We start from the raw sequence: 25,277 nt of genomic DNA, 5'->3' as shown, positions 1-25,277 counted from the left end.
TGACGCGTCAGACAGTTTTCATGCCGAGTCGGCCGAGCAGTGCGTTGTCGCCGTCAACGTCCGGGTTGCCGGTGGTGAGCAGCTTGTCGCCATAGAACATCGAGTTCGCACCGGCGAGGAAGCACAGCGCCTGGGCCTCATCGGTGAGCTCGCGGCGGCCGGCGGACAGGCGCACATAGCTCGTCGGCATGGCGATGCGTGCAGCGGCGATGGTGCGCACGAACTCGAACGGATCGATGCGCGGCATGTCGGCCAGCGGCGTGCCTTCGACGGCGACGAGGCTGTTGATGGGCACCGATTCGGGCGGCGTCTCCATGTTGGCGAGCTGGGCGATCATGGCGGCGCGGCCACGGCGCGATTCGCCCATGCCGATGATGCCGCCGGAGCACACGTTGATGCCGGCATCGCGCACGCGGTCGAGTGTGTCGAAGCGATCGGCCTGCGAGTGCGTGGTGATGATCTCGCCGTACAGTTCGGGAGCGGTGTCGATGTTGTGGTTGTAGTAATCCAGACCCGCGGCCTTGAGCTTTTCGGCCTGGCCGTCGCGCAGCATGCCGAGCGTCACGCAGGTCTCCAGCCCCAGCGCCTTGACCTCGCGGACCATGTCGAGCACGGGTTCGAGATCTTTGTCTTTGGGTCCGCGCCAGGCGGCACCCATGCAAAAGCGGGACGAGCCAGCCTCCTTTGCCTGACGGGCCTTCTCGACGACCTCGTCCAGCGACAGCATCTCTTCCTTCTCGACGCCGGTCTGGTAGCGCTTGGATTGCGAGCAGTAGCCGCAGTCTTCCGAGCAGCCGCCGGTCTTGATCGACAGCAGCGTGCTGCGCTGGACGGCGTTGGGATCGAAGTGTTCGCGGTGCACTTGTTGCGCGCGGAAGATCAGGTCCATCAGCGGCATGTCGAGCAGCGCCTGCACTTCTTCCACCGACCAGCGCTGTGGCGCCTGCGGTTCGGTGGACTTGCGGTGGATCTTGATCTCGCTCGCGGCGACGGGGGGCGTGGTGGTCATGGCACAGCCTTCGATGATGTATTCGTGGAGCCTGCGCGGCGTGCTTGACGCACGGCGGGGCGGGGCAAGCGGGTCGCGGCGCATTATACCCGTCGCGCCGACCACTTCCTCCGCCTGCAAGATGCCTTCTGTCCGGCCGTGCCTGCAATCGCTGATTCCGTGCCTGCACCAAGTCTTTGCGCAGATCTGGCCGGCGCGTTGCCATGTGTGCGGAGCGCGCTCCGGCCTCGCGCCGGTGTGCGAGGCATGCATGGCGGATTTGCCGCAACTGCCGGATCAACGCTGCGCGCTGTGCGGCCTGCCTACACTGCGCGGTGCCACCTGCGGGCGTTGCCTGCATCGCCTGCCGCACTTCGACGCGACGCATGCCGCGTTCGTCTACGCCTTTCCGGTTCGTGAATTGTTGCTGTCGCTGAAGGCGGGGCACGGCTTCGAGCTGGCCGGCTGGTTCGCAACCCGCATGGCGCAGGCGTGGCCGGACGAGCAGGTCGACGCGATCGTCGCCATGCCGCTGCATCCGCGCCGCTTGCGGGAGCGCGGTTTCAACCAGTCCATGGAATTGGCGCGCCGCATCGGACAAGCCGTTGGCGTGCCCGTGTGGATTCGTGCGGTCGACCGTGCGCGCGACACGCCGCACCAGACAGGACTGCGCTTGCGTGGGCGCCGCAATAACTTGCGCGGAGCCTTTGTCTGCACACGCCGCTTCGACGGCCTGCATGTCGTGGTGGTGGACGACGTGATGACCAGCGGCACGTCATGCGATGAACTGGCCCGCACTCTCAAGCGCGCGGGTGCACGCCGGGTGACGTGCTTGGTGACGGCCCGTACCTTGGCCGCAAAGCGAGTGAAGGTTCTGTGAGAACGGCGCGGGCGTGGCTCTGGATGGCCGTGCCCGCGCACAGCGCGATCAGCGCGGGGTGGCCGCTGGCGCGGACTGGTCGCCCGCCGGCGGCGGGGACAGACGCTTGGCCTCTTCGTCGCTGATGATCTGGAAGACCTGCACCACGCGCTCTACACCCTTGGTGGTGCGGGCGACATCCACCGCGATGCTGGCTTCGCGTTGCGTGACCAGGCCCATCAGGAACGCGGTATTGCGCTCGGTGACGACCTTGATGTCATTGGCGGAAATGCCGTCGGTATTGATCAGGCGCGCCTTGAGGTTGGACGTGATCAGCGTGTCGTTGGAGCGCGTCGTCAGCGAAGCCGGCCAGCCCACGGTCAGCTCGTTGAACACCTGCGCGACGTTGGGATAGGCACGCGCCATGCGTTCGGCCTCTGCCTTGCCCGCTTCGTCGGCGGTCTGGCCGGTGAGCAGCACCCAGCGGTTGAACGAGGTCACGACCACGCGGGCGCGGGTGTCGCCGAACTTGCTGCTGATCTGGTTGCCGAGCTTGATTTCGATTTCGTTGTCGGTGACCTGCGTGCCATAGGGGCGGCGGTCGATGGTGGCGGCGACGCCGGTGCCCACGCCGGCAGCGACGATCGGCACGCAGCCTTGCAGGACGAGCACTGCGAGCGAAGCGGTCGCAGCGATGAGCTTGAGGTTCGGGCTGATCAATTGGCGCTTCAAATTTCTTCTCCCATCAACATGCAGTCGATGCCGTCGCACAGGCAGTGGATGGCAAGGACGTGCGTTTCTTCGATGCGCGCCGCGCGGTCGCTCGGCACGCACACATGGACATCGGTGTCACGCAAACGTTGCGCAAGCTCGCCGCCGCCCTTGCCGGTGAGTGCGATCACGCGCATGTCGCGTTCGTGCGCGGCGGTGACCGCCTCGATGATGTTGGGCGATTCGCCGCTGGTGCACAGCACGAGCAACACGTCGTGCGGCTGGCCCAATGCGCGGACCTGCTTGGCGAAGACCTGCGAGAAATCGTGGTCGCACGACAAGGATGTCAGGAGCGCGCTGTCGGCGCCGAGTGCCAGCGCCGCCAGTTCGGGGCGTTCGCGCTCGAAGCGGCCGGACAGGCGCGCGGCAAAGCGCTGCGCATCGGCGGCCGATCCGCCATTGCCGCAGGCGAGGATCTTGCCGTTGCCGAGCAGGCTCTGGACCATCAGGTCGGTGGCTTCCAGGATGGGGCCGGCGAGCAGCTCGGCGGCATCGATCTTGACTTGCACGCTGTCCTGGAAATGCTGCGATATGCGGGCGAAAAGATCCATGAGTCCGTGAGGCGCGCGCAGCGTAGGCGCTGCGCGCGATAGAAGGTTGGGGTGGGGTTCAGGCGGCCAGTCCGCGGGTCTCTTCCAGGCCGAGCATGATGTTCATGCACTGGATGGCGGCTCCGGAAGCGCCCTTGCCAAGGTTGTCGAAGCGCGACGCCAGCAGAATCTGGTCGGCATGGCCAAAGACGAACAGCTCGGCGCGATTGGTGTCGTTGCATGCGGTGGCCGGCAGGAAGCCGTTGTCGAGCGCCGACGGGTCGCCGAAAGGCTGCACGCGCACGAAAACCTCATCCTTGTAGTAATCGGCAAAGTAGTCGTGCAGCGACTGCGGGTCGGTGCGCTTGGCAAGCGTGCGGCTCACGAGCGGCACCGACACCACCAGGCCCTGCGCGAAGTTGCCGACGATGGGTGTGAACAACGGCGCATTCGTCAGGCCGGAGATCGTCTTCATCTCGGGCAGGTGCTTGTGCTGCAGGCCGAGCGCGTAGAAGCGCGGGCTCTTCATGCTGTCGGGCAGTTCTGCGGGCGCTTCGTAGCTGGCGATCATTTCCTTGCCGCCGCCGGTGTAGCCGGTCACCGAATACGTGCTGAAAGGATGGTCGGCGCTCACGATGCCGCCTGCGACCAGCGGGTGCACGAGCAGAATGAAGCCACTCGCGTGGCAGCCCGGCACGGCCACTTTCTGCGCGTTGCGGATACGGTCGCGCTGGCCTGCGTTCAGTTCGGGCAAACCGTAGACCCAGTCGGGATTGGTGCGATGTGCGGTGCTGGCATCGAGAAAACGCGTGCGCGTGTTGCCGGGGGCGAGCAGCGCGACTGATTCTTTCGAAGCGGCGTCCGGCAGGCACAGGAACACCACGTCGGCGCTGTTGATGTACTCGGCCTTGACTGCGGTGTCCTTGCGCTTGTCTTCGGGGATCGTGAGGACTTCGATCTCCTCGCGCTGCGCGAGGCGTTCGTCGATCTTCAGACCGGTGGTGCCGTGGCGGCCGTCGATGAAAACCTTGTACGTCATGGTCGAACCTGTGGGGGCTGTTCGGCGCGAGTGGCCAAACCGGTATTGTAGCGTGCAAAAGAAAAACCCCCGGCGCCTGCGCGCTCGGGGGTTTGTAACCCGATGTGCGGTGCGTGCGTCACACCGCGCAGGGTCTTAGCGGGCCTGCCAGCCGCCGTCGACGTTGACGATCGTGCCGTTCAGGTAGTCCGAAGCTTCGGCTGCCAAGAACACGGCGGTGCCGGCCAGATCTTCCGGCTGGCCCCAGCGACCGGCGGGGATGCGGTCCAGGATCGCCTTGTTGCGGGCTTCGTCAGCGCGGATCGGCGCGGTGTTGGCCGTGGCGATGTACCCCGGGGCGATGCCGTTGCAGTTGATGCCCTTGGAGGCCATTTCGTTGGCGATCAGCTTGGTGATGCCGGCGATGCCGTGCTTGGAAGCCGTGTAGCCCGGCACCAGGATGCCGCCCTGGTACGACAGCATCGAGCAGATGTTGATGATCTTGCCCTTGCCGTTGCGGCCGACGACGTGGCGGCAGAAGGCCTGCGACAGGTACACCGGTGCGTAGAGGTTGATCTTCATGACGAAGTCGAAGTCCTCTTCGGTGTGCTCCAGGAACGGAGCGCGGCGGATGGTGCCGGCGACGTTGCCGAGGATGTCGACCTGACCCGCCAGCTTCACGGCTTCGTCGATGACGCGTTGCGGAGCGCCCGCTTCGGTCAGGTTGGCCTTGAGGTACCAGAACTTGCCGCCGGTCTTGGCGACGGCGGCTTCCAGGCCGGTCTTGGTCTCGTCAGTCATCGGTGCGAAGTCGGCAGCGATGACGGAGGCGCCCGCTTCGGCCATCTTGATGGCGATGGCTGCGCCGATGCCCTGTGCCGCACCGGTAATCAGGGCAACCTTGCCCGACAGATCAAAAGGATTGCTCATTGTGGTGACTCTCCCGTGTTGTAACGTTAATGCCGCCCGAGGGGTCGGGCGGAGGTGCCGGAGGGCGGTTCAAGCTGGTCGGCGGAGATGCCGCCGCCTGGAACCTGTTCCCGCGCCTGTTGCGATGTCGCGATCGGGGCTCATGTCCTGCCCGCCCCGCCGACCTTTCGCCACTGGCTGCGAACAGGTTGAACTTACTTGCGGAAATCCTTGCGTGGCGGGCTGAAGGTATCCAGCAGCAGGGTTTCTTCGCCTTGCTTGGCGAGGAAGCCGTGCATCAGTCCGCTCGGCACGAGGATCATGTCGCCGGCCTTCATTTCGTAGGCCTTGTCGACGATCGTATAAGTGCCGCCGCCATAGACCACGAAAGTCGTCTGCTCGTGCGGATGGCTGTGCATGTAGCCTTCGGCCCCGGGCTGGAAGTGGACCTCCACCTGCATGAGCATTTCGCCGTCGGCGATGATGCGTCGCTTGACGCCGCCGCCAAGCTCTTGCCATTCGGGTTTTTCGAGCGTGGTCATGGGGATGCTCCTCGTTGTCCTGGGACGGCGAGCCGTCCTGAAAAAACGTCGCACCGTCTGAACGGCGCGCGTGGTGCAACCATGGGATTTTAGCCGATGGCGGGCTTCCCCGTATATGTTTGATGGGCCCTGGCGCGGGGGCCCCATTTGAGTACGATCAAATGCATCCGGTCGCTTGTGGGAAAATGCGTGGTGGCTGCGACGGATCACCCCATGACGCCGGCGTCGAAGGCGGCCGGTATCCACTGGATCGCGGCCGTATCGAGCCGGTCGAGCAGGATGGCATCGAAGCGGCACGGCGCCGCCGAGTAGGCTTGGCCGGCGCCGCTCAGCCAATGCTGGGCCGCCAGCGCGACGCGCCGCTGCTTGGCGGCCGTGATGCTTTCGGCCGCGCCGCCAAACCGGACGTGGCGACGCAGGCGGACTTCGACGAAGACGACTGCGCCGTCCATGCGGGCGATCAGATCGACTTCGCCGCCCCGGCAGTGCACATTGCGCGCCAGTATCCGCGCACCATGGGCAACGAGGAAATCCGCCGCCAGGGTTTCGGCCGATGCGCCCTGATCGCGCTTGCGTGCGGGCGTGTCGGCTTGCCGCTTTTTCCACCACATTCCACAATCCCCCGATTCCATCGCGCTGGCGCCGTCCGCGCCATACCCGATCACGACATGAACGAATCCGTCTCTCCGCTGGCGCCGCAAGCCAGCCTCTACATCGTCGCCACGCCGCTGGGCAATGTCCGCGACATCACGCTGCGCGCGCTCGACGTGCTGCGCGCTGTCGACGTGGTGGCCGCCGAGGATACGCGTCACAGTCAACGGCTTCTTGATGCACATGGCATTCGCGCCAATCTGCTGGCGCTGCACGAGCACAACGAACAGGCCGGCGCCACGCGCGTCATCGCCATGCTGGAAGAGGGGCGCCATGTGGCGCTGGTGACCGACGCCGGTACGCCGGCCGTGTCCGACCCCGGCGCACGACTGGTTGCACGCGTGCAGGCCGCCGGGCATCGCGTGGTGCCTGTGCCTGGCCCCTGTGCGGCGATCGCGGCGCTGTCCGTATCGGGTCTGGCCGATGGGGCGTTCCAGTTCGTCGGCTTTCTGCCGCCCAAGCCGGCCGCCCGCCGCGCGATGCTCGAAGCGCTGGCGCCGGTTGCCGCGACCTTGGTGTTCTACGAGGCACCCCATCGCATTGCCGAATGCGTGGACGATTTGCTCGCGGTGCTCGGTGGTGAGCGCGAGCTGGTGGTCGGGCGCGAACTGACCAAGATGTTCGAGCAGGTCCAGCGCCTGCCGCTGGCCGAAGCGCCGGCGTGGTTCGCCGCCGACCCGAATCGCCAGCGCGGCGAATTCGTATTGCTGGTTTCCGCGCCGCCGCCGCGCGAAGGCGTGCCCGCCGAGGTCGAACGCACGTTGCGCCTGCTGATGGCGGAACTGCCGCTCAAGTCGGCGGCGCGACTGACGGCCGAACTCTCTGGCGTGTCACGCAATGTGCTGTATGACCTGGGGCTTTCGTTCAAAGCCGCGGATCAGGGCGACTGAAGGCGGCGCGATGAGTACAATGCTCGTTGCAGCCCGGTGTGCCGCGCGCACGGGCCGGCTGCAATGAGCTGATGGGTTGCCGCACTCTTGCCGGACGCTTCGCCCATGCACCACTCGCGGCGATGCGGGCCGTTCCCTAACCCCGCGTGCCCGGACCCCCGCACGCGATTCGTGACCGGAGCTTCTGTCCATGACCCTCTACCGCAAGACGTATTACGCCACGCATCCGGATTCCATGCCGGGTGCGACGAATGATCAATTGCGTAATCGTTACCTGATCACTGATCTGTTTGCCGCGGACGAAGTCCGCCTGAACTACACCCACTTCGAGCGCATGGTCATCGGCGGCGCAGCGCCCGTGTCGAAGAAGGTGTCGCTGCCGGTGCAGACCGAGCCCGCGTCCGCCAAGGACAAGCCTTTCCTGGAGCGTCGCGAGCTTGGCGTCGTCAACGTGGGCGCAGGGCAGGGCGCCGTGATCGTCGACGGCAAGCGTTTCGAGATGAAGCCCAAGGATGGCCTGTACGTGGCCATGGGCGCGGCCGACGTGACGTTCGAGTCGGCCGATGCGGGCAACGCGGCCAAGTTCTATCTGGTGTCGACGCCGGCACACGCTGCGTACGAAACGACCCATATCTCCATCGACAAGGCGGTGCCGCTGGAACGCGGTGCGCTGGAGACCTCCAACGAGCGCACCATCTACCAGTACATCGTTCCGCAGACGGTGAAGTCGTGCCAGTTGCTGCTGGGCCTCACCGCGCTCAAGCCGGGGAGCGTGTGGAATACCTGCCCGCCACACCTGCATGACCGCCGGTCCGAGGCGTACTTCTATTTCGACCTGGCCGAAGATCAACGCATCATGCACTTCATGGGCGAGCCGGACGACGTGCGTCAGATCACCATGGCCAAGGATGAGGCCGTCATATCGCCGCCGTGGTCGATCCACATGGGTTCGGGCACGAGCAACTACACGTTCATCTGGGCGATGGGGGGCGAGAATCTCGACTACACCGACATGAACGTGCTGGATATCTGCCAGCTCAAGTGATTCTCGGCGCTCTCTCAGTCAGGAATTGAGCAAACGACCCGCTCGCGCTCAGGCCGGCGGGTCGTTTTGTGTCGAGGCATTGCAGAACACGGATCTTGCGCGGCGCTTGGGCTGTAACGCGGTCGGTCCAATGAACGAGTGAACCTCTCCATCTTTCATCCATGTTGCCATGAGTGACCTGCCATCCCTGCGAGCCAGTGCGCTTGCCAACCGCTTATCCGACTGGCGCGCGTGGCGCGACCGCATCGTCGTGTGGCTGGCGGCGATCGTTGCGGGCCTGTGCGTGGTGGTGTTCACCAAGATGACGGAGTTCGCGGCGGATCTGTTCCAGACGATCCGCGCACACAGTGTTGCCTGGCCGCTGCTGTTGACTCCTTTGGGCGGCATGCTGGCGGTGTGGATCGCGCGCACCTGGGCGCCGGGCAGCGCGGGCAGCGGCATTCCGCAGGTGATGGTGTGTCTCGACCCGAGCGTGCCGCCGTCGCGCGTCCGGCACTTCGTGTCGACCCGGCTCTCGATCATCAAGAGTGTATGTGGCGCGCTGGCGCTGAGCGTGGGTTTTTCGAGTGGTCGCGAAGGACCGTCGGTGCAGATCGCCGCCGGCATCATGCACGGCTTCCGGCGCTTTCTGGGGCCCGACTCGCGCATCCAGCCCAACGATCTGATGCTGGCAGGCGGCGCCGCCGGTATTGCCGCCGCATTCAACACACCGCTGGCGGGCGTGATGTTCGCCATCGAAGAACTCTCGCGCCGTTTCGAGCAGCGCTCCAGCGGCGTGATCGTCACGGCCATCATTATTGCCGGTCTGGTGTCGGTATCGGTGTTCGGCAATCTCAACTACTTCGGTCGTCTGACGATCGAAGAGACACGCATTGCACTGCTCGTGCCGGCCGCCATCTGCGCCGTGGTCAGCGGTGCGCTGGGTGGATTGTTCTCGCGCCTGCTGATCGTGTCGTCGGCGGGCACCAAGGATCGCGTCACGGCGTTCCGCATCGCGCATCCGATTTGGTTTGCCGGCGGCTGTGGCCTGGCGGTGGCGATCCTGGGGCTGGTCAGCGGCGGTTCGGCGCATGGCAGCGGCTACGAACTGACCCGCGGTCTGCTGGCGCACGAAGAGTCGGTGCCGTTCCTCTATGCAGGCGTCAAGTTCATTGCCACGTGGATTTCGTACTGGAGCGGCATTCCCGGCGGCATCTTCGCGCCGGCGCTGTCGGTGGGCGCCGGCATTGGTTACGACATCGCCATGCTGACGCATTCGGATCTGATGATGCCGCTGGTGGCGCTGGGCATGGTCGGCTTTCTCGCCGCCGTCACGCAGGCGCCGATCACGTCCTTCATCATCGTCATGGAAATGATCGACGGACACATGATGGTGCTGAGCCTGATGGCGACCGCACTCGTCGCCTCGCTCATCTCCCGCCTGGTGTCGCCGCCGCTGTATCACTCGCTCGCACAACTGCAGTTGGAGGGCGCCAAGGCGGCCGAGAACGCCGCGGCAGGCGCTGATGCAGACAATGCCGCATCACCTGATACGGAACGCGATGCACCACCGCTGGACAACGCTGCAATCACCGAGCAGGCATCGAACACCAAGGAGCCCACATGACGCAACCACAACGCATCCTGATCATCGTGCACGCCGCACCTTACGGCAGCGAACGCGTACTGTCCGCACTTCGGCTGGCCTCTGCGCTGGCCGGGCATGGGGACGCAACTCCGCACCTGCGCCTGTTCTTCATGTCGGACGGCGTGACGACCGGCCTGGCCGGGCAGGCGGAGGCGACAGCGGGCGGCGGCCTGCAACAGATGATCGAAGACCTGACCGGGCAGGGTGTGCCGGCAAAATTGTGCCGCACGTGTGCGGTCGCGCGCGGCGTCGACAAATTGCCGCTGGCCTCCGGCGTCGAGATCGGCACGCTTCCGGAGCTGGCCGAATGGACGCTGTGGGCGGACAAGGTCATCACGTTCTGAACCATGTCTGCGCGCGACGTCGGCGCCGGCGTCAGGCGACGACGCCGGCCCGTTTCTTTGCCGCGCGCAGGAATTCGCCGAGCAACGGCGCGCCATCGAGCAGGTGGCTGTTGTGGGCGGGGTGGAATTCCGGGTGCCACTGCACGCCATAGACGAAGCCGTTGCCCGTCCAGCGGATGGCTTCCACGACGTCGTCGTGAATCGACTGCGCCTCGACCACCAATCCGTTGCCAAGTTGCTTGACGGCCTGATGGTGGATGCTGGTGACCTGCGGATCGTCCTCGGTGGGGTAGAGCCGTTCGAGCAGCGAATCCTTGGTGAAGCGAACGCCGTGCGCGTGCCGATCATAGGCGTCGTGGTCGACGTGCTTGAACGCACCGCCGAGCTGCGTGGCGACGTCCTGGTAGAGCGTGCCGCCGAAGGCCACGTTGATCAATTGGCAGCCCCGGCAGATGCCCAGCACCGGCTTGTTCTGGATGATGCACTCCCACAGCAGGTCGAGCTCGTACAGGTCGCGCACGCGATCGCCCCGCCACTCCGGGTGCATGGCTTCTTCGCCATAACTCTGCGGTGACACATCCGCGCCGCCCTGCAGCACCAGTCCGTCAATGGCGCGCACGTAGTCGCCCACGTGTACGGCGGCGCGGCGCAGGCCGCCCTCGCTCTCCAGCGTCGGGATCATTAATGCCAGGGCGCCTTCGGCAATGATCCAGTGTGCGATGGACTGCTCGATGTACTGCAATTTCTTGCCGCGGAATCCGAGCTCCATCGGCGGCTGGTGCATCAGTCGCGCCGATACGCCAATGCGCAATGGCGGCGTGCGGGCCCCGCCGAGAGGCGTAGTGGGCGTGCTCAGTGTGGGCCGCGCCATAGCTGGGCTTGCTCCCACACCAGGTCACCGAACGAGCGGTTGCGCTGGTAGGCGTTGCGCATCCATTGCGCGTGGTTTCCCGCTTCGACCGACTGCCACAAGGATTTGAGCAGATCGGTGGTTTCCAGTTCAGCCGCGTGGGGCGCGAGCTTTTCGAGCGTGTCGGCCAGATCGTCGCGCAGGCTGCGGCGCTCCTTGGTCTGCGGATCGATGATGCAGCCATCGAAGCCGAAGCGTGCAGCCTGAAAGCGGTTGTAGGTGTAGACCGCGTAGAGGGATTCGTCGATGACGAAAGGGCGTTCGATCAGCAGATAGCGGCACACCGTCTGCGCCAACGCCGCGAGTGCGGCGGCCCGCTCGATCGTCAGCGGGGTGTCGCAGATGCGGATTTCGACCGTGCCGAATTCGGGCTTGGGCCGGATGTCCCAGTAGAAGTCCTTCATGCTGCCGATCACGCCGTAGCTCTTCATGTTGTCGTAATAGGCGATGAAGTCGGCCCAGCGCTTGACCATCGGCGCTCTGCCCGACAGCGGGAAGGCCGAGATCGCATTCAGGCGCGAAGTATCGAATGCGGTATCCACGCCCTGGTAATAGGGCGACGCCGCCGACAGCGTGATGAAATGCGGAATGAAGCGCGACAGGCCGTGCAGCAGGAACAACGCCTCATCGCCGGACGGGCAGCCGACGTGGATATGCTGACCGAATACGGTGAATTGCTTGGCGAGATAACCGTACAGCGTGTTGAGCTGATGAAAGCGCGGCGTGTCGAAGATCTTGCGGTCCGCCCAGTGCTGGAACGGATGTGCGCCGCCGCCGCACACCAGCAGGTTGAGGCGATCCGCCTGCTCCACGAGTGTCGCCCGAGCGGCATTCAGCTCGTCCAACAGCGTGTCGCAGCGGCGATGGATGCCGGTGCTGACTTCGATCATGCTCTCGGTGATCTCGGGCTTGAAGTCGCCCCGGTGCTCGCGCCGTTCGATGAGCGCGAGCAGTTCCGTCGCGCCGCGCTGCAGGTCGCCGTCCATGCGGCTGACCAGTTGCAGTTCGAGTTCCACGCCCAGAGTAAGCGTGTCCGATTGCGAGAAGTTCAGCTCGGTGGTGTTGGGCGTTTGCGCGATCGGCGTCGTGATGTCTTCGGTCGTCATTTGGTAGCCCTCAGTCGCGAGTGGTTTCGTCGGCGCGCCGCAGGGCGAATTGCAGCGCGGGCGGCCCCAGCAGTTCCATGATCACCAGCGCCGTCAGCACGATGGCAGCCAATTGCGAGCCCAGTTCCGGCCAGATGGCGGTGGTGCGCTCGACCCACAGGAGCGCGGCGCCCGACATCGGCAACAGGCTGATCGACAGCAGAGACGCCTTGCGCATCGGCAGGCCCGATGGGCGGGCAAACACGAACACGCCGACGATCTTGCCGAGCGCACGCGCGGCCAGCAGGCCCAGGGCCGGCACGATGGCGGTGACGAAATCGTCCGGCCGCAGCAGCGCGCCCGTCGAAACGAACACCACGATCAGGGCCAGCCGCCCGATGAGGCCGAAATCCATCGGCTGCATGCGACGGCGCTTGTCGAGCGAGCGGCACAGCACGCCGGCGACAAGCAGCGTGATCACGACCGACAGTTGCATTTCGTCGACGATCGCCACGGTGGCGATGATCACGGCGATGGCGCCAATGGTCTGTCCGTTCTGCTCGGGGCGCATACGTGCGAGCAACGCGAGCATGAGCGCTGCGATGGCGGCGCCCAGCGCGATCGAACCCATGATCAGGTACATCGGGTGCAGTGCGGTCACCACCAGCGTCGAGGCGTGCGCCTGGTGCTGCCACGCGTAGGCCACGCCCAGCGTGACGAAGCTGTAGCAACTCGACAGTGCGCACAGCAGATGCAACCGCTCGGTGACCTGGCCCCGCGCCGCGGTGTCGCCGCACACCCCGAGCACGACTGCCGGGCCCGTGGCGGAGGCGAGCCCGGCGGCCAGCACACTGACCAATGGCGGCACGTCGAGCAGCATCAGCAGGGCGCCGACGAAGGCGAAGGCGAGCAGGGATTCGGCAATGCTCGTGGCGAGCAGCCACGGGTTGCGACGCAGCCAGCCCAGGTCGATGCGCTGCCCGAGTTCGAACAGCACGATGCCGAAAGCCACGTCGTAGAAAGGCTGCATGCGGGCGAGCATTTCCGGCGACCAGAAGCCGGCCACGCCCGGACTCAGGATCACCCCGGCGAGCACGTAACCGGTGATGCGCGGCAGGCGCAGCAGGCTATGCCCGAGTTCGCCCAGCACCACGGCGCACAACAGCATCACGCCGAACCACGACAGATCAGTCGCGGCGGGCGGCCAATTCGGCAGGAAAAAGAGTGTTTCCATCGTTGTTGTCCCCGAAATTCGAAAACCGCGGCCACTGCGTGACCGATGCGTGACGAGCGGACAGGTGCTGCGCGATCGTCAGTGATAGAGGCCTGAGTTGGCCGTTACTTTGGGGGAGAGTATTCGCAAGGCAGCCTGCGCGCACGAGCGGGACAGGGCCGCTGCGCCGCCATCTCCGCGTCACCGCGCGGATTGAGATCGGTACTGGAGTGCTCCCCCGAGCGCTCGTCCGGGTGGCCGCATGGCCGCGTCCGGTCTGAGGTCCGACGCGCGCAGGAGTGATGCGCGCCCGGCTCATGGTTTCGTCACTTCTTGTTACAGAAAGGTTCCGCAGCGGTTTCGATTAAAATCGCCACTCCGACTCCCTTCCGCGAATCCGTTTCGTTTCACGACATGCAAAAGCTCACCCTCACGCGCCCCGACGACTGGCACCTGCATCTGCGCGACGGCGCAGCCCTGGCCGCCGTCGTCGCCGACAGTGCGCGTCGCTTCGGCCGCGCCATCATCATGCCCAACCTGCGCCCGCCGGTGACCACCGTCGCCCTGGCCGCGCAGTATCGGGAACGGATCGTGCAGGCCGTGCCGGCCGGGCTTAAGTTCGAACCGCTGATGACGTTGTACCTGACAGACAACACATCGCCCGACGAGATCGATCGCGCCGTGGCCAGCGGCTTCGTCAAAAGTGTCAAGTTGTATCCGGCGGGCGCGACGACGAACTCCGACGCGGGCGTGACGTCAATCGAAAATGTGTACCCGGTGCTGGAACGTATGGAAGCACTGGGTCTTGTCCTTTGCGTACACGGGGAGGTGACTCATGCAGATGTTGATGTCTTTGATCGCGAGCGCGTGTTTATCGATCGCGTGCTGGCTCCGGTTGCGGCGAAATTCCCGCGCCTTCGCACGGTCTTCGAGCACATCACCACGCGCGAAGCGGCGCAGTATGTGATGGACGCGGGCGAGCACGTGGCAGCGACGATCACGGCGCACCATCTGCTGCTCAACCGCAACGCCATCTTCGTCGGCGGCATCCGACCTCATCACTATTGCCTGCCGGTACTCAAGCGCGAGACGCACCGCACGGCGCTGGTCGAAGCCGCGATCTCGGGCAATGGGCGCTTCTTCCTTGGCACCGATTCGGCACCGCACGGCAAGAGCACCAAGGAGGCTGCCTGCGGCTGCGCCGGTTGCTACACGTCGCACGCCGGCATCGAGCTGTATGCCGAGGCGTTTGAAGCAGCCGGGGCCCTCGACAAGCTGGAAGCCTTTGCCAGCTTCAATGGCCCTGACTGGTACGGGCTGCCCCGCAATGCCGACACGATCACGCTGGTGAAGGACGCCTGGACCGTACCGGCCACGCTGCCGTATCTGGCCGATGATCCGCTGGTGCCGCTGCGCGCCGGTGAAACCTGTGCCTGGCGCCTGGAAGACTGATCGACGATCCCACATGAAATCTGCGCGTATTGTCGTGTTGTTTGCACTGCCTGCCGTTCTCGCCGCGTGTGAGAACAGCGGTGCGTCGTATCAGATCGGGGGCAGTGCCGATCGCACCCTGTCCCTTCTGCGCGAACAGGAATTCTTCTGGAGCGATACGGTGCAGCAGGCACTGGTCCCGGCGAGTCTGCCGGACTGCCAGCGCCGCTATGCGTTGCCGGACGACACCAGGGCGATGACGCCGATGGATGTGTTTGCCGCGCCCTCGGGCGATCTTGTCGTCCAGCAAGGTTCGCATTGGTACGCGGTGACGATGAGCGGCTGCGCGGTGCAGGTGTTGCAGCAGGCGCCACAGGAGATGGGACACAAGGTTGGCAGCTTCGCGCTGCGCGACGGCAAGCTGGTCTTCGAGGCGGCCGTGGCGCCGTGAACGTTTCCGGAACCAGGTCACGATCGCGCGGGAACGCGCGTTCGGGGCAGAGGCCGATGAATTCCCTACTGAATGAACGGCGTGACGTCCAGGCCCCACTTGGCGGGGTCTTCGTGATTCACGATACGATCTCCGCCGCCTGAGCCCAGCGGGCGCGAAAGATCCAGCTCGTATGGCTCCACGCGCGCATTGCTGCGCGTGCTGAAGATTACTTTCAGCCGAGGCGCGAGCAGGCTCTGTTCGTTCTGTTCCGTCACCACGCCTAGCCGGCCGGATTCGAGCCGCACCAGCGCGCCCACCGGGTAGATTCCCACGCAGCGGATGAAGGCCTGCACCAGCATCGGGTCGAAGTGATGCGCGCTCCATTCGTGGAGCTTGCGCAGTGCATCGGTTGCCGGCATGCCCTGGTGATAGCAGCGGTCGGAAGTGATGGCGTCGTAGACGTCGACGATCGACGCCATGCGCACGAGCTGGCCGATACGGTCCGAGGCCAGCTTGTCCGGGTAGCCCTGTCCGTCCAGCCGCTCGTGGTGATGCAGCGTGATATCGAGCGGAATCTGATGGATGCCCTTCGTCTGCACCAGTACGTCGTAACCTAACCGTGGGTGGCGGCGGATGATGTCGAACTCTTCTTCAGTCAGCCGTCCGGGCTTGTTGAGCACTTCGTCCGGGATGAATGCCTTGCCGGTGTCATGCAGCAGGCCGCCAATACCGGCGAGCCGGGTGGTTTCGGAATCGATGCCCAGCGTGCGGCAGAAGGCAACGAGCAGCGTGCACACGCTGACCGAATGCAGGAAGGTGTAGTCGTCCTTGTTCTTGATGGTCAGCAGGCCGACCAGCGCGCTGTCGTTGCGCAGGATCGAGTCGGTGATCTGTTCCACCAGCGGCTCGATGCGTTCGAGCTCTACCGCGCGGCCCAGCCGCGCATCGCGCATCACGTCTTTCACCAGCTTCTGGGCGCTGCTGCGTACGGCGCTGGCGCGCTGGTATTCCTCGGCGACGGATACCCGGATCGGCAGCATCGGCTGCGAAGCGATCTCGACGATCTGCTGCTGGAGCGTATCGCGGACTTCCTCGGCGGTCGGCGCGTCGGGCACGTCCAGCCCGCGATCGGTGTCGATGTAGACGTCGTGAATGCCGGCATCTACGATCTTGCTGATCTGGTCTTCTGCGGTGACTTTGAAGCTGCTGCGAAAGAAAGGGTGCGACAGCCAGTCGCAGCCGAGTTCTTCTATATGCATGCCGACCCGGAGGGCGGACACCGATATTTTCTTGATCATTCGCTTGCTGCAGTGAAGGGCGTCTCCAATGACGTTGACGACCACCGTCGCAAAATCTGAAGCCTTGCGGTTTGGCGACACACAATGACACATCGGGCGGATGGCCGATCCTCCCGTATAATCGGCGCCGGAAGTTCGTCAGGCAGTCGCTGCGCGCGCAAGTGCGTGGAGGAAAGTCCGGGCCCCGTAGAGCAGGATGCCGGCTAACGGCCGGGCGCTATAAGTCGAAAGACCCAAGGCGACGGAAAGTGCAACAGAGAATAGACCGCCGATGGCCTTCGGGCACAGGTAAGGGTGAAACGGTGGGGTAAGAGCCCACCGCGGGACTGGCAACAGGACCGGCATGGCAAACCCCATCCGGGGCAAGGCCAAATAGGGGAGCGTTAACGTGGCTCGCGTTGCTCCCGGGTAGGCTGCTAGAGCGTCACGGTAACGTGCCGTCCAGAGGAATGACTGCCCCGTCGTCGCAAGACGGCGCGACAGAACCCGGCTTATCGACGGACTTCCACTTCTCCCGGCTTGCAGGCCTCCAGCCCCTGCAAACGATATCCCACGCCAGTTTCGGTGAGCAGGTGGCGCGGCACCATCGGGTCGCGCTCGAGCTTGTCGCGCAATTGCTTCATGTAGATGCGCAGGTAATGCGTGCGCTCGGCATAGCCTGGTCCCCACGCATCGATCATCAACTGGCGGTGCGTCAGTACGCGACCCTGTCCGCGAATCAATGCCATCAACAGGCGATATTCGATCGGGGTGAGATGGATTTCCTCCCCGTCGCGCGTGATGCGCCTGCCGATGGAGTCGACGACCACATCACCGAAGCGGAATACCGGATCGTCGTCCCGCGAGGACTGGGCGCCTCGTCGCAATTGCGCACGCACCCGCGCGAGCAGTTCAGGCACACCGAAGGGTTTGACAAGGTAATCGTCGGCGCCGGCGTCGAGCGCGGCCACCTTTTCGGCTTCATCCGTGCGGGCCGACAGCACGACGATCGGCACCTGCGACCAGGCGCGCAGATCGCGGATGACATCCTGTCCGTCGCGGTCAGGCAGCCCCAGGTCGAGAATGATCAGCGCAGGCTGCCGCGTGCCGGCCTCCACCAGTCCGCGCGCCGCCGTCTCGGCCTCGAAGACCTGGCAGCCTTCGCTTTCGAGCGAGGTGCGCACGAAGCGACGAATGACCTGGTCATCTTCGACGATGAGGATGCGATGCCCGGTGCTCATGTCTTGTCCTCTTCATCCAGCGATGGCGGCGTGCCCTGTGGCAGGCGGAAGCGGAAGCGCGTGCCGCCCGCTGTGCTCTTGCCGGCGTCGATGGTGCCGCCGTGCGCTTCGACGATGGCCCGGCAGATCGCCAGTCCCAACCCGACGCCGGGTTGCGACGACTCGGCCGCGCCACGCTCGAACATGCCGAACACGCGTTCGGTGGCGCCGGGCGGCAGGCCGGGGCCGTCGTCATCCACACACACTTCGAGCATGCCGTCATCGATGCGCGCGATGATGTCTATATGCGAGCCGGTCGGCGTGTACTTGGCGGCGTTGTCGAGAAGATTGGCCAGCACGCGCTCGATCAGCGCCGGATCGAATTCGCACAGCGGCAGGTTCGGCGCGACCTCGATCCGCACGACGTGCTGCGCCAGCGCGGGCCCGAGCTGGCGCGTGGCGGTTTCGATCACTTCTTCAATGGCGCACCAGTCGCGGCGCAGCGCGATGCGCCCCGTCTGCAAGCGCGCCATGTCGAGCAGGTTGGTCACCAGCGCCGCCAATCGGTGCGCGGTCTGGCGCATGTCCGCGATCATTGTCTGCTCTTCCGGCGATCGGCCCTCCCGCGCGGCCAGGGTGTCGGCCATGCCGACCAGGCCGGTCAGGGGCGTGCGCAGATCGTGCGACACGGCGGCGAGCAGCGAGTTGCGCAAGCGTTCGGATTCCATTGCGACCAAAGCGTCCTGCGCCACCTCGGCGTAGTGGACGCGTTCGAGCGCCTGCGCGATCTGCCCGAAGGCGCTGTCGAGCATGCGGGCGACATCGGGGTCGTTCAACGCATCGTCTTCCTGCGGCACCACGGCCACCACGCCGCGCACGCGCATCGGGGCGCGCAAGGGGAAGTAGCACGCGGCCGCCGCCGGCAAGGTGGCCGTGCCGCGCCCGGCGCTGCGCTCGTGGTCGAACACCCATTGTGCGACGGCCAGGTCGGCCAGCGCCGGGTCCGTGGCCCCGCTGGTGTGCATGCGTCCCTGCGCGTCGGGCAACAGCACGGCGACGCGCGTCTGCAACATCCCAGCCACGCGATGTGTGGCGACTTCAACGATCTGCTCGGTCGATAGCGCACCCGACAGCGCGCGCGACAACTCCGCCTGCTGGATCGAGCGGTGCTCGCGCCGGCTGGCGGTGACGGCTTCGAACTTAAGCTTGGCGGCGAGTTGCCCGATGATCAGCGCGACGGCCAGCATCAACACGAACGTGAAGATGTATTGCGTATCGTTGACCGAAAACGCCAGCCTCGGTGGAACGAAAAAATAGTCGAATGCGGCGACCGACACGCACGCTGCGAAAGCTCCCGGCCCGCGCCCGAAGCGCAATGCCACCCCCACCACCGTGAGCAGGAACACCATCACCACGTTGGGCGGGTCGAAGAATGAGCCCAGCAGCGCCGCGACGATACAGGTCACGCCGCACGCGACGAGTGCCCACACATAGCCTTGCCAGCGAAAGCTGCTTGTGGGGCGCGAGGCAGGCGGGCGCACGAGTCCGGGCAGCGCGACGACGGTGATTTCCAGATCGCGCGCGACGGCTGTCAATTGGTCGAGCAGGGGCCGGCGCACCAATCTTTGCCATGGCGCCGCATGCGTGTTGCCAATAATCAGCCTGGCCGCGTTGCGACTGTTGGCGAACCGCGCGATGGCTTCGGCGACATTGCCCGCGCTGACCGTGCACACCTCGGCGCCGAGCGACGCTGCCAGCTTGAGCGCCCGCATGCGCGCCGTGCGACGCGCTTCGGCCTCGCCCGCCATCTCGGGCGTCTCGACGCTCAGCGCAATCCATTCGGCCTGCTGTCGCCCTGCGGTGCGCGCGGCATTGCGGACCAGCGCTTCGCCATTGCCGTGCGGCCCGATGCAGACGATGAAGCGGTCGCGGGTGGCCCACACATGTTCGATTGCGCGGTCTGCTCGCCACGCGCGCATCTGCGCGTCGACGCGATCCGCCGTGCGGCGCAGCGCCAACTCGCGCAGAGCAATCAGATTGCCCGTACGAAAGAAGTTGTCGGCAGCGTGCGCTGCCGCGTCGCCGAGATATACCTTGCCAGCCTTGAGGCGTGCCTGGAGCTCTTCGGGCGGCAGGTCGACCAGCGATACTTCGTCGGCCTGTTCGAAGATGCGATCGGGGACAGTCTCGCGCACGCGGATGCCCGTGATGCCGCCGACAATGTCGTTGAGGCTTTCGATGTGCTGGACATTGAGCGCGGTCCACACGTCGATGCCGGCATCGAGCAGTTCCTGCACGTCCTGCCAGCGTTTGCGGTGACGGCTGCCTTCAATGTTGTTGTGAGCCAGTTCGTCGACGACGATCACCTGCGGGCGTCGCGCGAGGGCCGCATCGAGATCGAACTCGGCAAGTGTTCTGCCGCGATATTCCAACTGGCGGCGCGGCAAGAGCGGCAGACCGTCGAGCAGTGCCTCGGTTTCCGTTCGACCGTGCGTGTCGACTACGCCGATGACAATGTCGACGCCCTCGGCGAGCCGCTGGCGCGCCGCGCCAAGCATGGCGTAAGTCTTGCCCACGCCGGCGCAGGCGCCGAAAAAGATCTTCAGGCGCCCGCGCACGGCTTCGGTCGCCTCGCGCTCGATGGCGGCCAGCAGGCGATCCGGGTCGGGGCGTGCGTCACTCACTTCAGGTCATCCAGCGCCAGGTTGACGCGCAGCACATTCACGCGCGCTTGGCCGAACAGCCCGAAAGTGGGGCGCTCGGTCTCGGCGTCGATGATAGCTGCAACACGCTCGGCTGGCAGCCCGCGTGCGCTGGCAATGCGTGGCACTTGCCAGTGGGCGGCGGCGGGCGAGATGTGCGGATCGAGCCCCGAAGCGGACGCGGTGACCAGTTCCTGCGGGACGGGTCCGGTCTGGGTGGGATTCGCCTTGCGCTGCGTTTCGATGCGCGCCGCCACCGTCTCTGCGAGCGCTGGGTTGAGCGGGCCGAGGTTGGAGCCGGACGAGGCTAGCGCGTTGTACGGTTGCGGCGCAGTGGCGGAGGGGCGGCTCCACAGGTACCGCGCATCGCTGAAAGACTGTCCGATGAGCGACGAGCCGACCACCTTGCCGTCGCGTTCGATGAGGCTGCCGTTGGCCTGCTCCGGAAAGACGGCCTGAGCGATCGCCGTGATGCCGGCCGGGTAGAGCGCACCCGTCACGAGCGTGAGCAGGATGAAGATCGAGACGGCCGGGCGTAGCTCTTCGATGAGGTTGCGCCAGACGGAGGTGTTTTCGCTTTCGTTGTGAAGGTCTTTCATCACGCCACTCCAATGGCATTGAGCAGGATGTCGATGAGCTTGATGGCGGGAAAGGGCAGCAGCACGCCGCCCAAGCCGTAGACGAGGATGTTTCGTCGCAGCAGGCGCGCGGCACCGACCGGGCGATAGCGCACGCCGCGCAATGCCAGCGGGATGAGCACGACGATGATGAGCGCATTGAAGATCACCGCGGACAGGATCGCCGAGGCCGGACTGCCCAGGCGCATTACGTCCAGCCGCGCCAGTTGCGGATAGGCGCCGACGAATACCGCCGGCAGGATGGCGAAATACTTGGCGACGTCGTTGGCGACCGAGAAAGTCGTGAGCGCGCCGCGCGTCATCAGCATCTGCTTGCCGGTCTCGACGATCTCGATGAGCTTGGTCGGGTTCGAGTCGAGATCGACCATGTTGCCGGCTTCCTTGGCCGCCTGCGTGCCGGAGTTCATCGCCACCGCCACATCGGCCTGCGCCAAGGCGGGCGCGTCGTTGGTGCCGTCGCCGGTCATGGCGACCAGGTGCCCCTTGGATTGGTAGTCGCGGATCAGACGCAGCTTGTCTTCGGGGCGCGCTTCGGCAAGGAAGTCATCCACGCCGGCTTCCGCCGCGATTGCCGCGGCCGTCAGGCGGTTGTCGCCCGTGATCATCACCGTGCGGATGCCCATGCGGCGCAGCGACGCGAAGCGCTCCGCGATGCCGCCCTTGACGATGTCCTTGAGTTCGATGACGCCGAGTACGCGACGACCGTCGGCCACCACCAGCGGCGTGCTGCCGCGTTTGGCGACGGCATCCACCGTGTCGTTCACATCGCGCGGAAAGCTCGCGCCTTGCTCTTCCACCCACGCACGCACGGCGTCCGCCGCACCTTTGCGGATGTGTCGCTTGCCGTGCTGCTGCGCGTCCTGTCCGCCGATATCGACGCCGCTCATGCGTGTCTGTGCGGTGAATGGAACGAAGCTGGCTTCGAACAGCTCGCGTCCCCGCAACTGGAAGCGCTCCTTGGCGAGCACGACGATGCTGCGTCCCTCGGGGGTTTCGTCGGCCAGCGACGCCAGTTGGGCCGCATCGGCCAACTCCCGCTCGCCGATGCCCGCGGCAGGCAGGAATGCGCTGGCCTGCCGGTTGCCGAGCGTGATGGTGCCGGTCTTGTCGAGCAGCAGCACGTCGACGTCGCCTGCGGCTTCGACTGCGCGCCCCGACGTCGCGATGACGTTGGCCTGCATCATGCGGCTCATGCCGGCAACGCCAATGGCCGAAAGCAGTCCGGCGATGGTTGTCGGGATCAGGCATACGAGCAGCGCGACGAGCGCGGTGATGCTGATCGGTGTGCCCTGGCCCGCAGCGCGCACGCTGTAGATCGAGAAGGGCAGCAGGCTGACACATACGAAGAGGAAGACCAATGTCATCGCCACCAGCAGGATGGTCAGCGCGATCTCGTTCGGCGTGCGCCCGCGCCGCGCGCTTTCGACCATCGCGATCATGCGATCGAGAAAGGCGTCGCCCGGATTGGCCGTGATGCGCACCACCAGCCAGTCCGACAGCACGCGCGTGCCGCCGGTGACGGAGCAGAAATCGCCGCCGGCCTCGCGGATCACAGGCGCGGATTCGCCGGTGATGGCGGACTCATCGACGGACGCCACGCCCTCGATGACTTCGCCATCGCCGGGTACCGTATCGCCGGCTTCAATCAGTACGACATCCTGCGCGTGCAAGGTGGTCGACGGGCGCAGCGCCCACGTCGCACCGTGGCGAGGCTCGGTCAGCACCTTGGCCTGCGTGACGCGGCCGAGCGCGCGCAGGGCATCCGCCTGCGCCTTGCCGCGTCCTTCGGCGAGCGCTTCGGCGAAGTTGGCGAACAACACGGTGAACCACAGCCACGCTGCGACGGCCCAGACGAATGCTGCGTCGCTGTCATGGCCGCTGCTTGCCTGGATCGCGAGCAGTGTGGTGAGAATGCTGCCAGCCCATACTACGAACATTACCGGGTTGCGCCATTGCGCCACCGGCGACAGTTTGCGCAACGCCTGGAACAGCGCGGGCCTGACCAGTTTCGGATCGAACAGCGCAAGGGATTGGGTCTTGCTCATGAGTGTCCCCATCAATGGAACAATTGCAGGTGCTCGACGATCGGGCCGAGGGCGAGCGCGGGCAGGTAAGTCAGCGCGCCGACCAGCACCACCGTGCCGACCAGCAGCACAACGAACAGCGGGCCATGCGTCGGGAACGTGCCGGCCGATTCGGCCAGGCGCGGCTTGGCGGCAAGGTGCCCGGCGATCGCCAGCACGGGGACGATGACCGTGAAGCGGCCGAACCACATCGCCACCGCCAGCAAGGTGTTGTAGAAGGGCGTGTTGGCCGAAAGCCCGGCGAAGGCCGAACCGTTGTTGTTGGCGGCTGACGAGAATGCGTACAGCGCCTCTGAAAAGCCGTGCGCCCCGGGATTTGCGAAGCCGGCGAGTCCGCTGCCCGCGGTAACTGCCAGCGCGGTGCCACCGAGGATCAGCAATGGCGTGGCGAGGATCGCCACCGAGACCATCTTCATCTCGAATGACTCGAGCTTCTTGCCGAGGTATTCAGGCGTGCGGCCGATCATCAGGCCGGCGAGGAACACCGCTTCGATGGCAAAGACCAGCATGCCGTACAGGCCTGCGCCGACGCCGCCGAAGACGACTTCGCCCAGTTGGATCAGCCACATCGGGACCAGCCCGCCCAGCGGCATGAAGCTGTCATGCATGGCGTTGACCGCGCCGCATGAAGCCGCCGTGGTCACCACGGCAAAGAGGGCCGACGCGACGCTGCCGAAGCGCACGTCCTTGCCCTCGAGGTTGCCGCCGTTCCCGTCCATGCCCAACGCCGTCAGCAGCGGATTGGCGTGGCCTTCGGCCTTGATCGCCACGGCCGCCATCACGATGAAGATCACGGTCATCGCGGCCAGGATCGCCACGCCTTGGCGCGCGTCGCCGACCATGCGCCCGAAGGCGAGGCACAAAGCGGCCGGGATCAGGAAGATCGCCAGCATCTGCGCGAAATTGGTCAGCGGCGTGGGGTTTTCGAACGGGTGCGCCGAATTGGCATTGAAGAAGCCGCCACCGTTGGTGCCGAACATCTTGATGGCCTCTTGCGAGGCGACCGGCCCCATGGGCAGCAACTGCGTCATCGCCGTGACAGTGGTCGTCAGCGGTTGCCCGGCAGCGTTCTTGACGGGATTGCCGGCCGCATCCATCACCGCCTGTTGATAGGTGACAGGTTCGGTCAGTGTTGCTTCGCGCGGCGCTTCGAAGTTCTGCACCGTCCCCTGTGCGACCAGGAAGATCGCCAGTACCACGCTCAGCGGCAACAGCACCCCCAAGGTGCCGCGCGTCAGATCGACCCAGGCGTTGCCGATGCCGGATGTCGTCTTGCGCGCGAAGCCGCGAATCAGCGCTGCGGCGACCGCCATGCCGGTGGCGGCGGACAGGAAGTTCTGGACCGCCAGCGCCAGCATCTGGGTAAGGTGGCTCATGGTCGCCTCGCCCGAATATCCCTGCCAGTTTGTATTGGTGACGAAGCTGATGGCCGTATTGAACGCCGAACTCGGCTCAACGGCCGGCATGGCGGCCGGGTTGAGCGGCAATCCGGCCTGCAGGCGCTGCAGGGCATAGACCACCAGGACGCCGATGACGTTGAACGCCAGCAGTGCGGCGCCGTAACGCCAGGCGTTCATGTCCTGGTCGGGTTTCACGCCGCAGGCGCGGTAGAGGCGATTCGCCCACGCGGCCAGGCGCGGATAGCGCACCGACACGCCGTTATCGAACAGAAACGCCAGATAGCGGCTGAGCGGCCACGCCAGCACGAACAGAACCGCCAGAAAAAGGCCGATCTGTATCGGAGCCGAGTCGTTCATGACATCTCCTCGGCCCGGAACAGGGCAATCAGCAAGTAGATGAACAGCAGGGCGGCCATTCCGCCCGCCAGCCAGAGGTCAGCGTTCATCGGCGCGCCTCCAGCGAGCGGCAAGCCGCCAGCAGTAGCACCGCGCCCGCCGCCAATACGGCGATGAGCAGCAGTTGCAGGACGTCAGCCATGTTTCTCTCCCAGGTTGTGCAGCAGCGTTGCTGCATCGCGTCACTCTAGGGAGGGGCCCGTAAAGTCGGCATCAAAAGGGCGCGGGGACGCGTAAAGAAGCCGTAAAGACGCGATCGGCGGCGTCTTTCTGCGTCACGCGTCGTGCTGCGATGCAGCGTGTTTCGGAATGGT

At 65.4% G+C, this 25,277-nt stretch carries 23 protein-coding genes, 1 other RNA gene and 1 pseudogene; 8 read left to right on the top strand and 17 right to left on the bottom strand.

Annotated features, from left to right (window positions below; all coding sequences use genetic code 11):
- Positions 1-7: 7 nt before the first annotated feature.
- Positions 8-1,009, bottom strand: a complete 1,002-nt coding sequence (bioB, locus tag ACDA63_RS03530) for a biotin synthase BioB (RefSeq protein WP_373661791.1) — start codon at positions 1,007-1,009, stop codon at positions 8-10.
- A 142-nt stretch (positions 1,010-1,151) separates the two neighbouring features.
- On the opposite strand from bioB, the gene ACDA63_RS03525 reads away from it, so the two are divergent.
- Positions 1,152-1,868, top strand: coding sequence for a ComF family protein (locus tag ACDA63_RS03525; protein ID WP_373661879.1), 717 nt, complete (start codon positions 1,152-1,154; stop codon positions 1,866-1,868).
- A gap of 48 nt (positions 1,869-1,916) precedes the next feature.
- Here ACDA63_RS03525 and ACDA63_RS03520 read toward each other — a convergent pair whose 3' ends face one another.
- The 6 genes from ACDA63_RS03520 to ACDA63_RS03495 form a co-directional block, all read right to left on the bottom strand.
- Positions 1,917-2,579 (bottom strand): BON domain-containing protein, encoded by a 663-nt coding sequence (locus ACDA63_RS03520; RefSeq protein WP_373661790.1) that lies wholly within the window; start codon positions 2,577-2,579, stop codon positions 1,917-1,919.
- The gene (locus ACDA63_RS03515) at positions 2,576-3,169 is read right to left on the bottom strand and encodes a phosphoheptose isomerase (protein WP_373661789.1); all 594 of its coding nucleotides are present in this window, start codon (positions 3,167-3,169) and stop codon (positions 2,576-2,578) included. The genes ACDA63_RS03520 and ACDA63_RS03515 overlap by 4 nt, the downstream gene beginning before the upstream one ends.
- A gap of 58 nt (positions 3,170-3,227) precedes the next feature.
- Entirely contained in the window at positions 3,228-4,187 is a 960-nt protein-coding gene (gene argC / locus ACDA63_RS03510; protein ID WP_373661788.1) for an N-acetyl-gamma-glutamyl-phosphate reductase, read from the bottom strand.
- A 135-nt stretch (positions 4,188-4,322) separates the two neighbouring features.
- Entirely contained in the window at positions 4,323-5,096 is a 774-nt protein-coding gene (locus ACDA63_RS03505; protein ID WP_373661787.1) for an SDR family oxidoreductase, read from the bottom strand.
- 194 nt (positions 5,097-5,290) lie between these two features.
- Complete coding sequence (locus tag ACDA63_RS03500; RefSeq protein WP_373661786.1) at positions 5,291-5,617, bottom strand: cupin domain-containing protein; 327 nt, start codon at positions 5,615-5,617, stop codon at positions 5,291-5,293.
- A 206-nt stretch (positions 5,618-5,823) separates the two neighbouring features.
- The gene (locus ACDA63_RS03495; protein ID WP_373661785.1) at positions 5,824-6,228 is read right to left on the bottom strand and encodes a YraN family protein; all 405 of its coding nucleotides are present in this window, start codon (positions 6,226-6,228) and stop codon (positions 5,824-5,826) included.
- Positions 6,229-6,285: 57 nt separating this feature from the next.
- Between ACDA63_RS03495 and rsmI the strand changes: the two genes are divergently transcribed.
- The 4 genes from rsmI (at position 6,286) to ACDA63_RS03475 (ending at position 10,174) form a co-directional block, all read left to right on the top strand.
- Positions 6,286-7,158: a 16S rRNA (cytidine(1402)-2'-O)-methyltransferase gene (rsmI, locus tag ACDA63_RS03490; RefSeq protein WP_373661784.1), complete on the top strand. Its 873-nt coding sequence runs from the start codon at positions 6,286-6,288 to the stop codon at positions 7,156-7,158.
- A 190-nt stretch (positions 7,159-7,348) separates the two neighbouring features.
- Complete coding sequence (gene kduI, locus ACDA63_RS03485; protein ID WP_373661783.1) at positions 7,349-8,203, top strand: 5-dehydro-4-deoxy-D-glucuronate isomerase; 855 nt, start codon at positions 7,349-7,351, stop codon at positions 8,201-8,203.
- Positions 8,204-8,372: 169 nt separating this feature from the next.
- On the top strand, positions 8,373-9,809 hold the full coding sequence (locus ACDA63_RS03480) for a chloride channel protein (RefSeq protein ID WP_373661782.1): 1,437 nt from the start codon (positions 8,373-8,375) through the stop codon (positions 9,807-9,809).
- Positions 9,806-10,174, top strand: coding sequence for a DsrE/DsrF/TusD sulfur relay family protein (locus ACDA63_RS03475; RefSeq protein ID WP_373661781.1), 369 nt, complete (start codon positions 9,806-9,808; stop codon positions 10,172-10,174). The genes ACDA63_RS03480 and ACDA63_RS03475 overlap by 4 nt, the downstream gene beginning before the upstream one ends.
- A 31-nt stretch (positions 10,175-10,205) precedes the next feature.
- On the opposite strand, the gene ACDA63_RS03470 is transcribed toward ACDA63_RS03475, so the two are convergent.
- From ACDA63_RS03470 to ACDA63_RS03460, 3 genes are read right to left on the bottom strand one after another with little or no spacing between them, the layout of a single operon-like run.
- Positions 10,206-11,045 carry a gamma-glutamyl-gamma-aminobutyrate hydrolase family protein gene (locus ACDA63_RS03470; protein WP_373661780.1) on the bottom strand — a complete coding sequence of 280 codons (840 nt, stop codon included), beginning with the start codon at positions 11,043-11,045 and terminating at the stop codon, positions 10,206-10,208.
- Positions 11,027-12,190 (bottom strand): YbdK family carboxylate-amine ligase, encoded by a 1,164-nt coding sequence (locus tag ACDA63_RS03465; RefSeq protein ID WP_373661779.1) that lies wholly within the window; start codon positions 12,188-12,190, stop codon positions 11,027-11,029. The genes ACDA63_RS03470 and ACDA63_RS03465 overlap by 19 nt, the downstream gene beginning before the upstream one ends.
- A 10-nt stretch (positions 12,191-12,200) precedes the next feature.
- Positions 12,201-13,403 (bottom strand): cation:proton antiporter, encoded by a 1,203-nt coding sequence (locus ACDA63_RS03460; protein WP_373661778.1) that lies wholly within the window; start codon positions 13,401-13,403, stop codon positions 12,201-12,203.
- Between the two features lie 393 nt (positions 13,404-13,796).
- Between ACDA63_RS03460 and pyrC the strand changes: the two genes are divergently transcribed.
- Both pyrC and ACDA63_RS03450 read left to right on the top strand, forming a co-directional pair.
- A complete protein-coding gene (pyrC, locus tag ACDA63_RS03455) occupies positions 13,797-14,834 on the top strand; it encodes a dihydroorotase (RefSeq protein ID WP_373661777.1) in 1,038 nt (345 codons plus the stop codon).
- Positions 14,835-14,847: 13 nt separating this feature from the next.
- A complete protein-coding gene (locus ACDA63_RS03450; protein WP_373661776.1) occupies positions 14,848-15,264 on the top strand; it encodes a hypothetical protein in 417 nt (138 codons plus the stop codon).
- A gap of 65 nt (positions 15,265-15,329) precedes the next feature.
- Here ACDA63_RS03450 and ACDA63_RS03445 read toward each other — a convergent pair whose 3' ends face one another.
- Positions 15,330-16,544: an HD-GYP domain-containing protein gene (locus ACDA63_RS03445; protein WP_373661775.1), complete on the bottom strand. Its 1,215-nt coding sequence runs from the start codon at positions 16,542-16,544 to the stop codon at positions 15,330-15,332.
- A 130-nt stretch (positions 16,545-16,674) separates the two neighbouring features.
- On the opposite strand from ACDA63_RS03445, the gene rnpB reads away from it, so the two are divergent.
- Positions 16,675-17,054, top strand: an RNA gene (rnpB, locus tag ACDA63_RS03440) — RNase P RNA component class A.
- Between the two features lie 29 nt (positions 17,055-17,083).
- On the opposite strand, the pseudogene kdpE reads toward rnpB, so the two are convergent.
- The 6 genes and pseudogenes from kdpE to ACDA63_RS03410 all read right to left on the bottom strand — a co-directional run.
- Positions 17,084-17,764, bottom strand: a pseudogene (kdpE, locus tag ACDA63_RS03435) (two-component system response regulator KdpE); the annotation flags it as partial.
- Positions 17,761-20,427, bottom strand: coding sequence for a DUF4118 domain-containing protein (locus ACDA63_RS03430; RefSeq protein ID WP_373661774.1), 2,667 nt, complete (start codon positions 20,425-20,427; stop codon positions 17,761-17,763). The pseudogene kdpE and the gene ACDA63_RS03430, both read right to left, overlap by 4 nt.
- Complete coding sequence (gene kdpC / locus ACDA63_RS03425) at positions 20,424-21,044, bottom strand: potassium-transporting ATPase subunit KdpC (protein ID WP_373661773.1); 621 nt, start codon at positions 21,042-21,044, stop codon at positions 20,424-20,426. The genes ACDA63_RS03430 and kdpC overlap by 4 nt, the downstream gene beginning before the upstream one ends.
- Complete coding sequence (gene kdpB, locus ACDA63_RS03420) at positions 21,044-23,128, bottom strand: potassium-transporting ATPase subunit KdpB (RefSeq protein WP_373661772.1); 2,085 nt, start codon at positions 23,126-23,128, stop codon at positions 21,044-21,046. The genes kdpC and kdpB overlap by 1 nt, the downstream gene beginning before the upstream one ends.
- A gap of 11 nt (positions 23,129-23,139) precedes the next feature.
- The gene (gene kdpA, locus ACDA63_RS03415; RefSeq protein WP_373661771.1) at positions 23,140-24,924 is read right to left on the bottom strand and encodes a potassium-transporting ATPase subunit KdpA; all 1,785 of its coding nucleotides are present in this window, start codon (positions 24,922-24,924) and stop codon (positions 23,140-23,142) included.
- Positions 24,921-25,013, bottom strand: coding sequence for a potassium-transporting ATPase subunit F (locus ACDA63_RS03410; RefSeq protein WP_373661770.1), 93 nt, complete (start codon positions 25,011-25,013; stop codon positions 24,921-24,923). Before ACDA63_RS03410 ends, kdpA begins: the two co-directional genes overlap by 4 nt.
- Positions 25,014-25,277: the final 264 nt, after the last annotated feature.

The organism is Uliginosibacterium sp. sgz301328 (genome assembly GCF_041807905.1).
Lineage (GTDB): Bacteria > Pseudomonadota > Gammaproteobacteria > Burkholderiales > Rhodocyclaceae > JBGVSA01.
The sequence above is the reverse complement of the archived record's forward strand: the minus strand, read 5'-3'. Positions and strand labels throughout refer to the sequence as shown.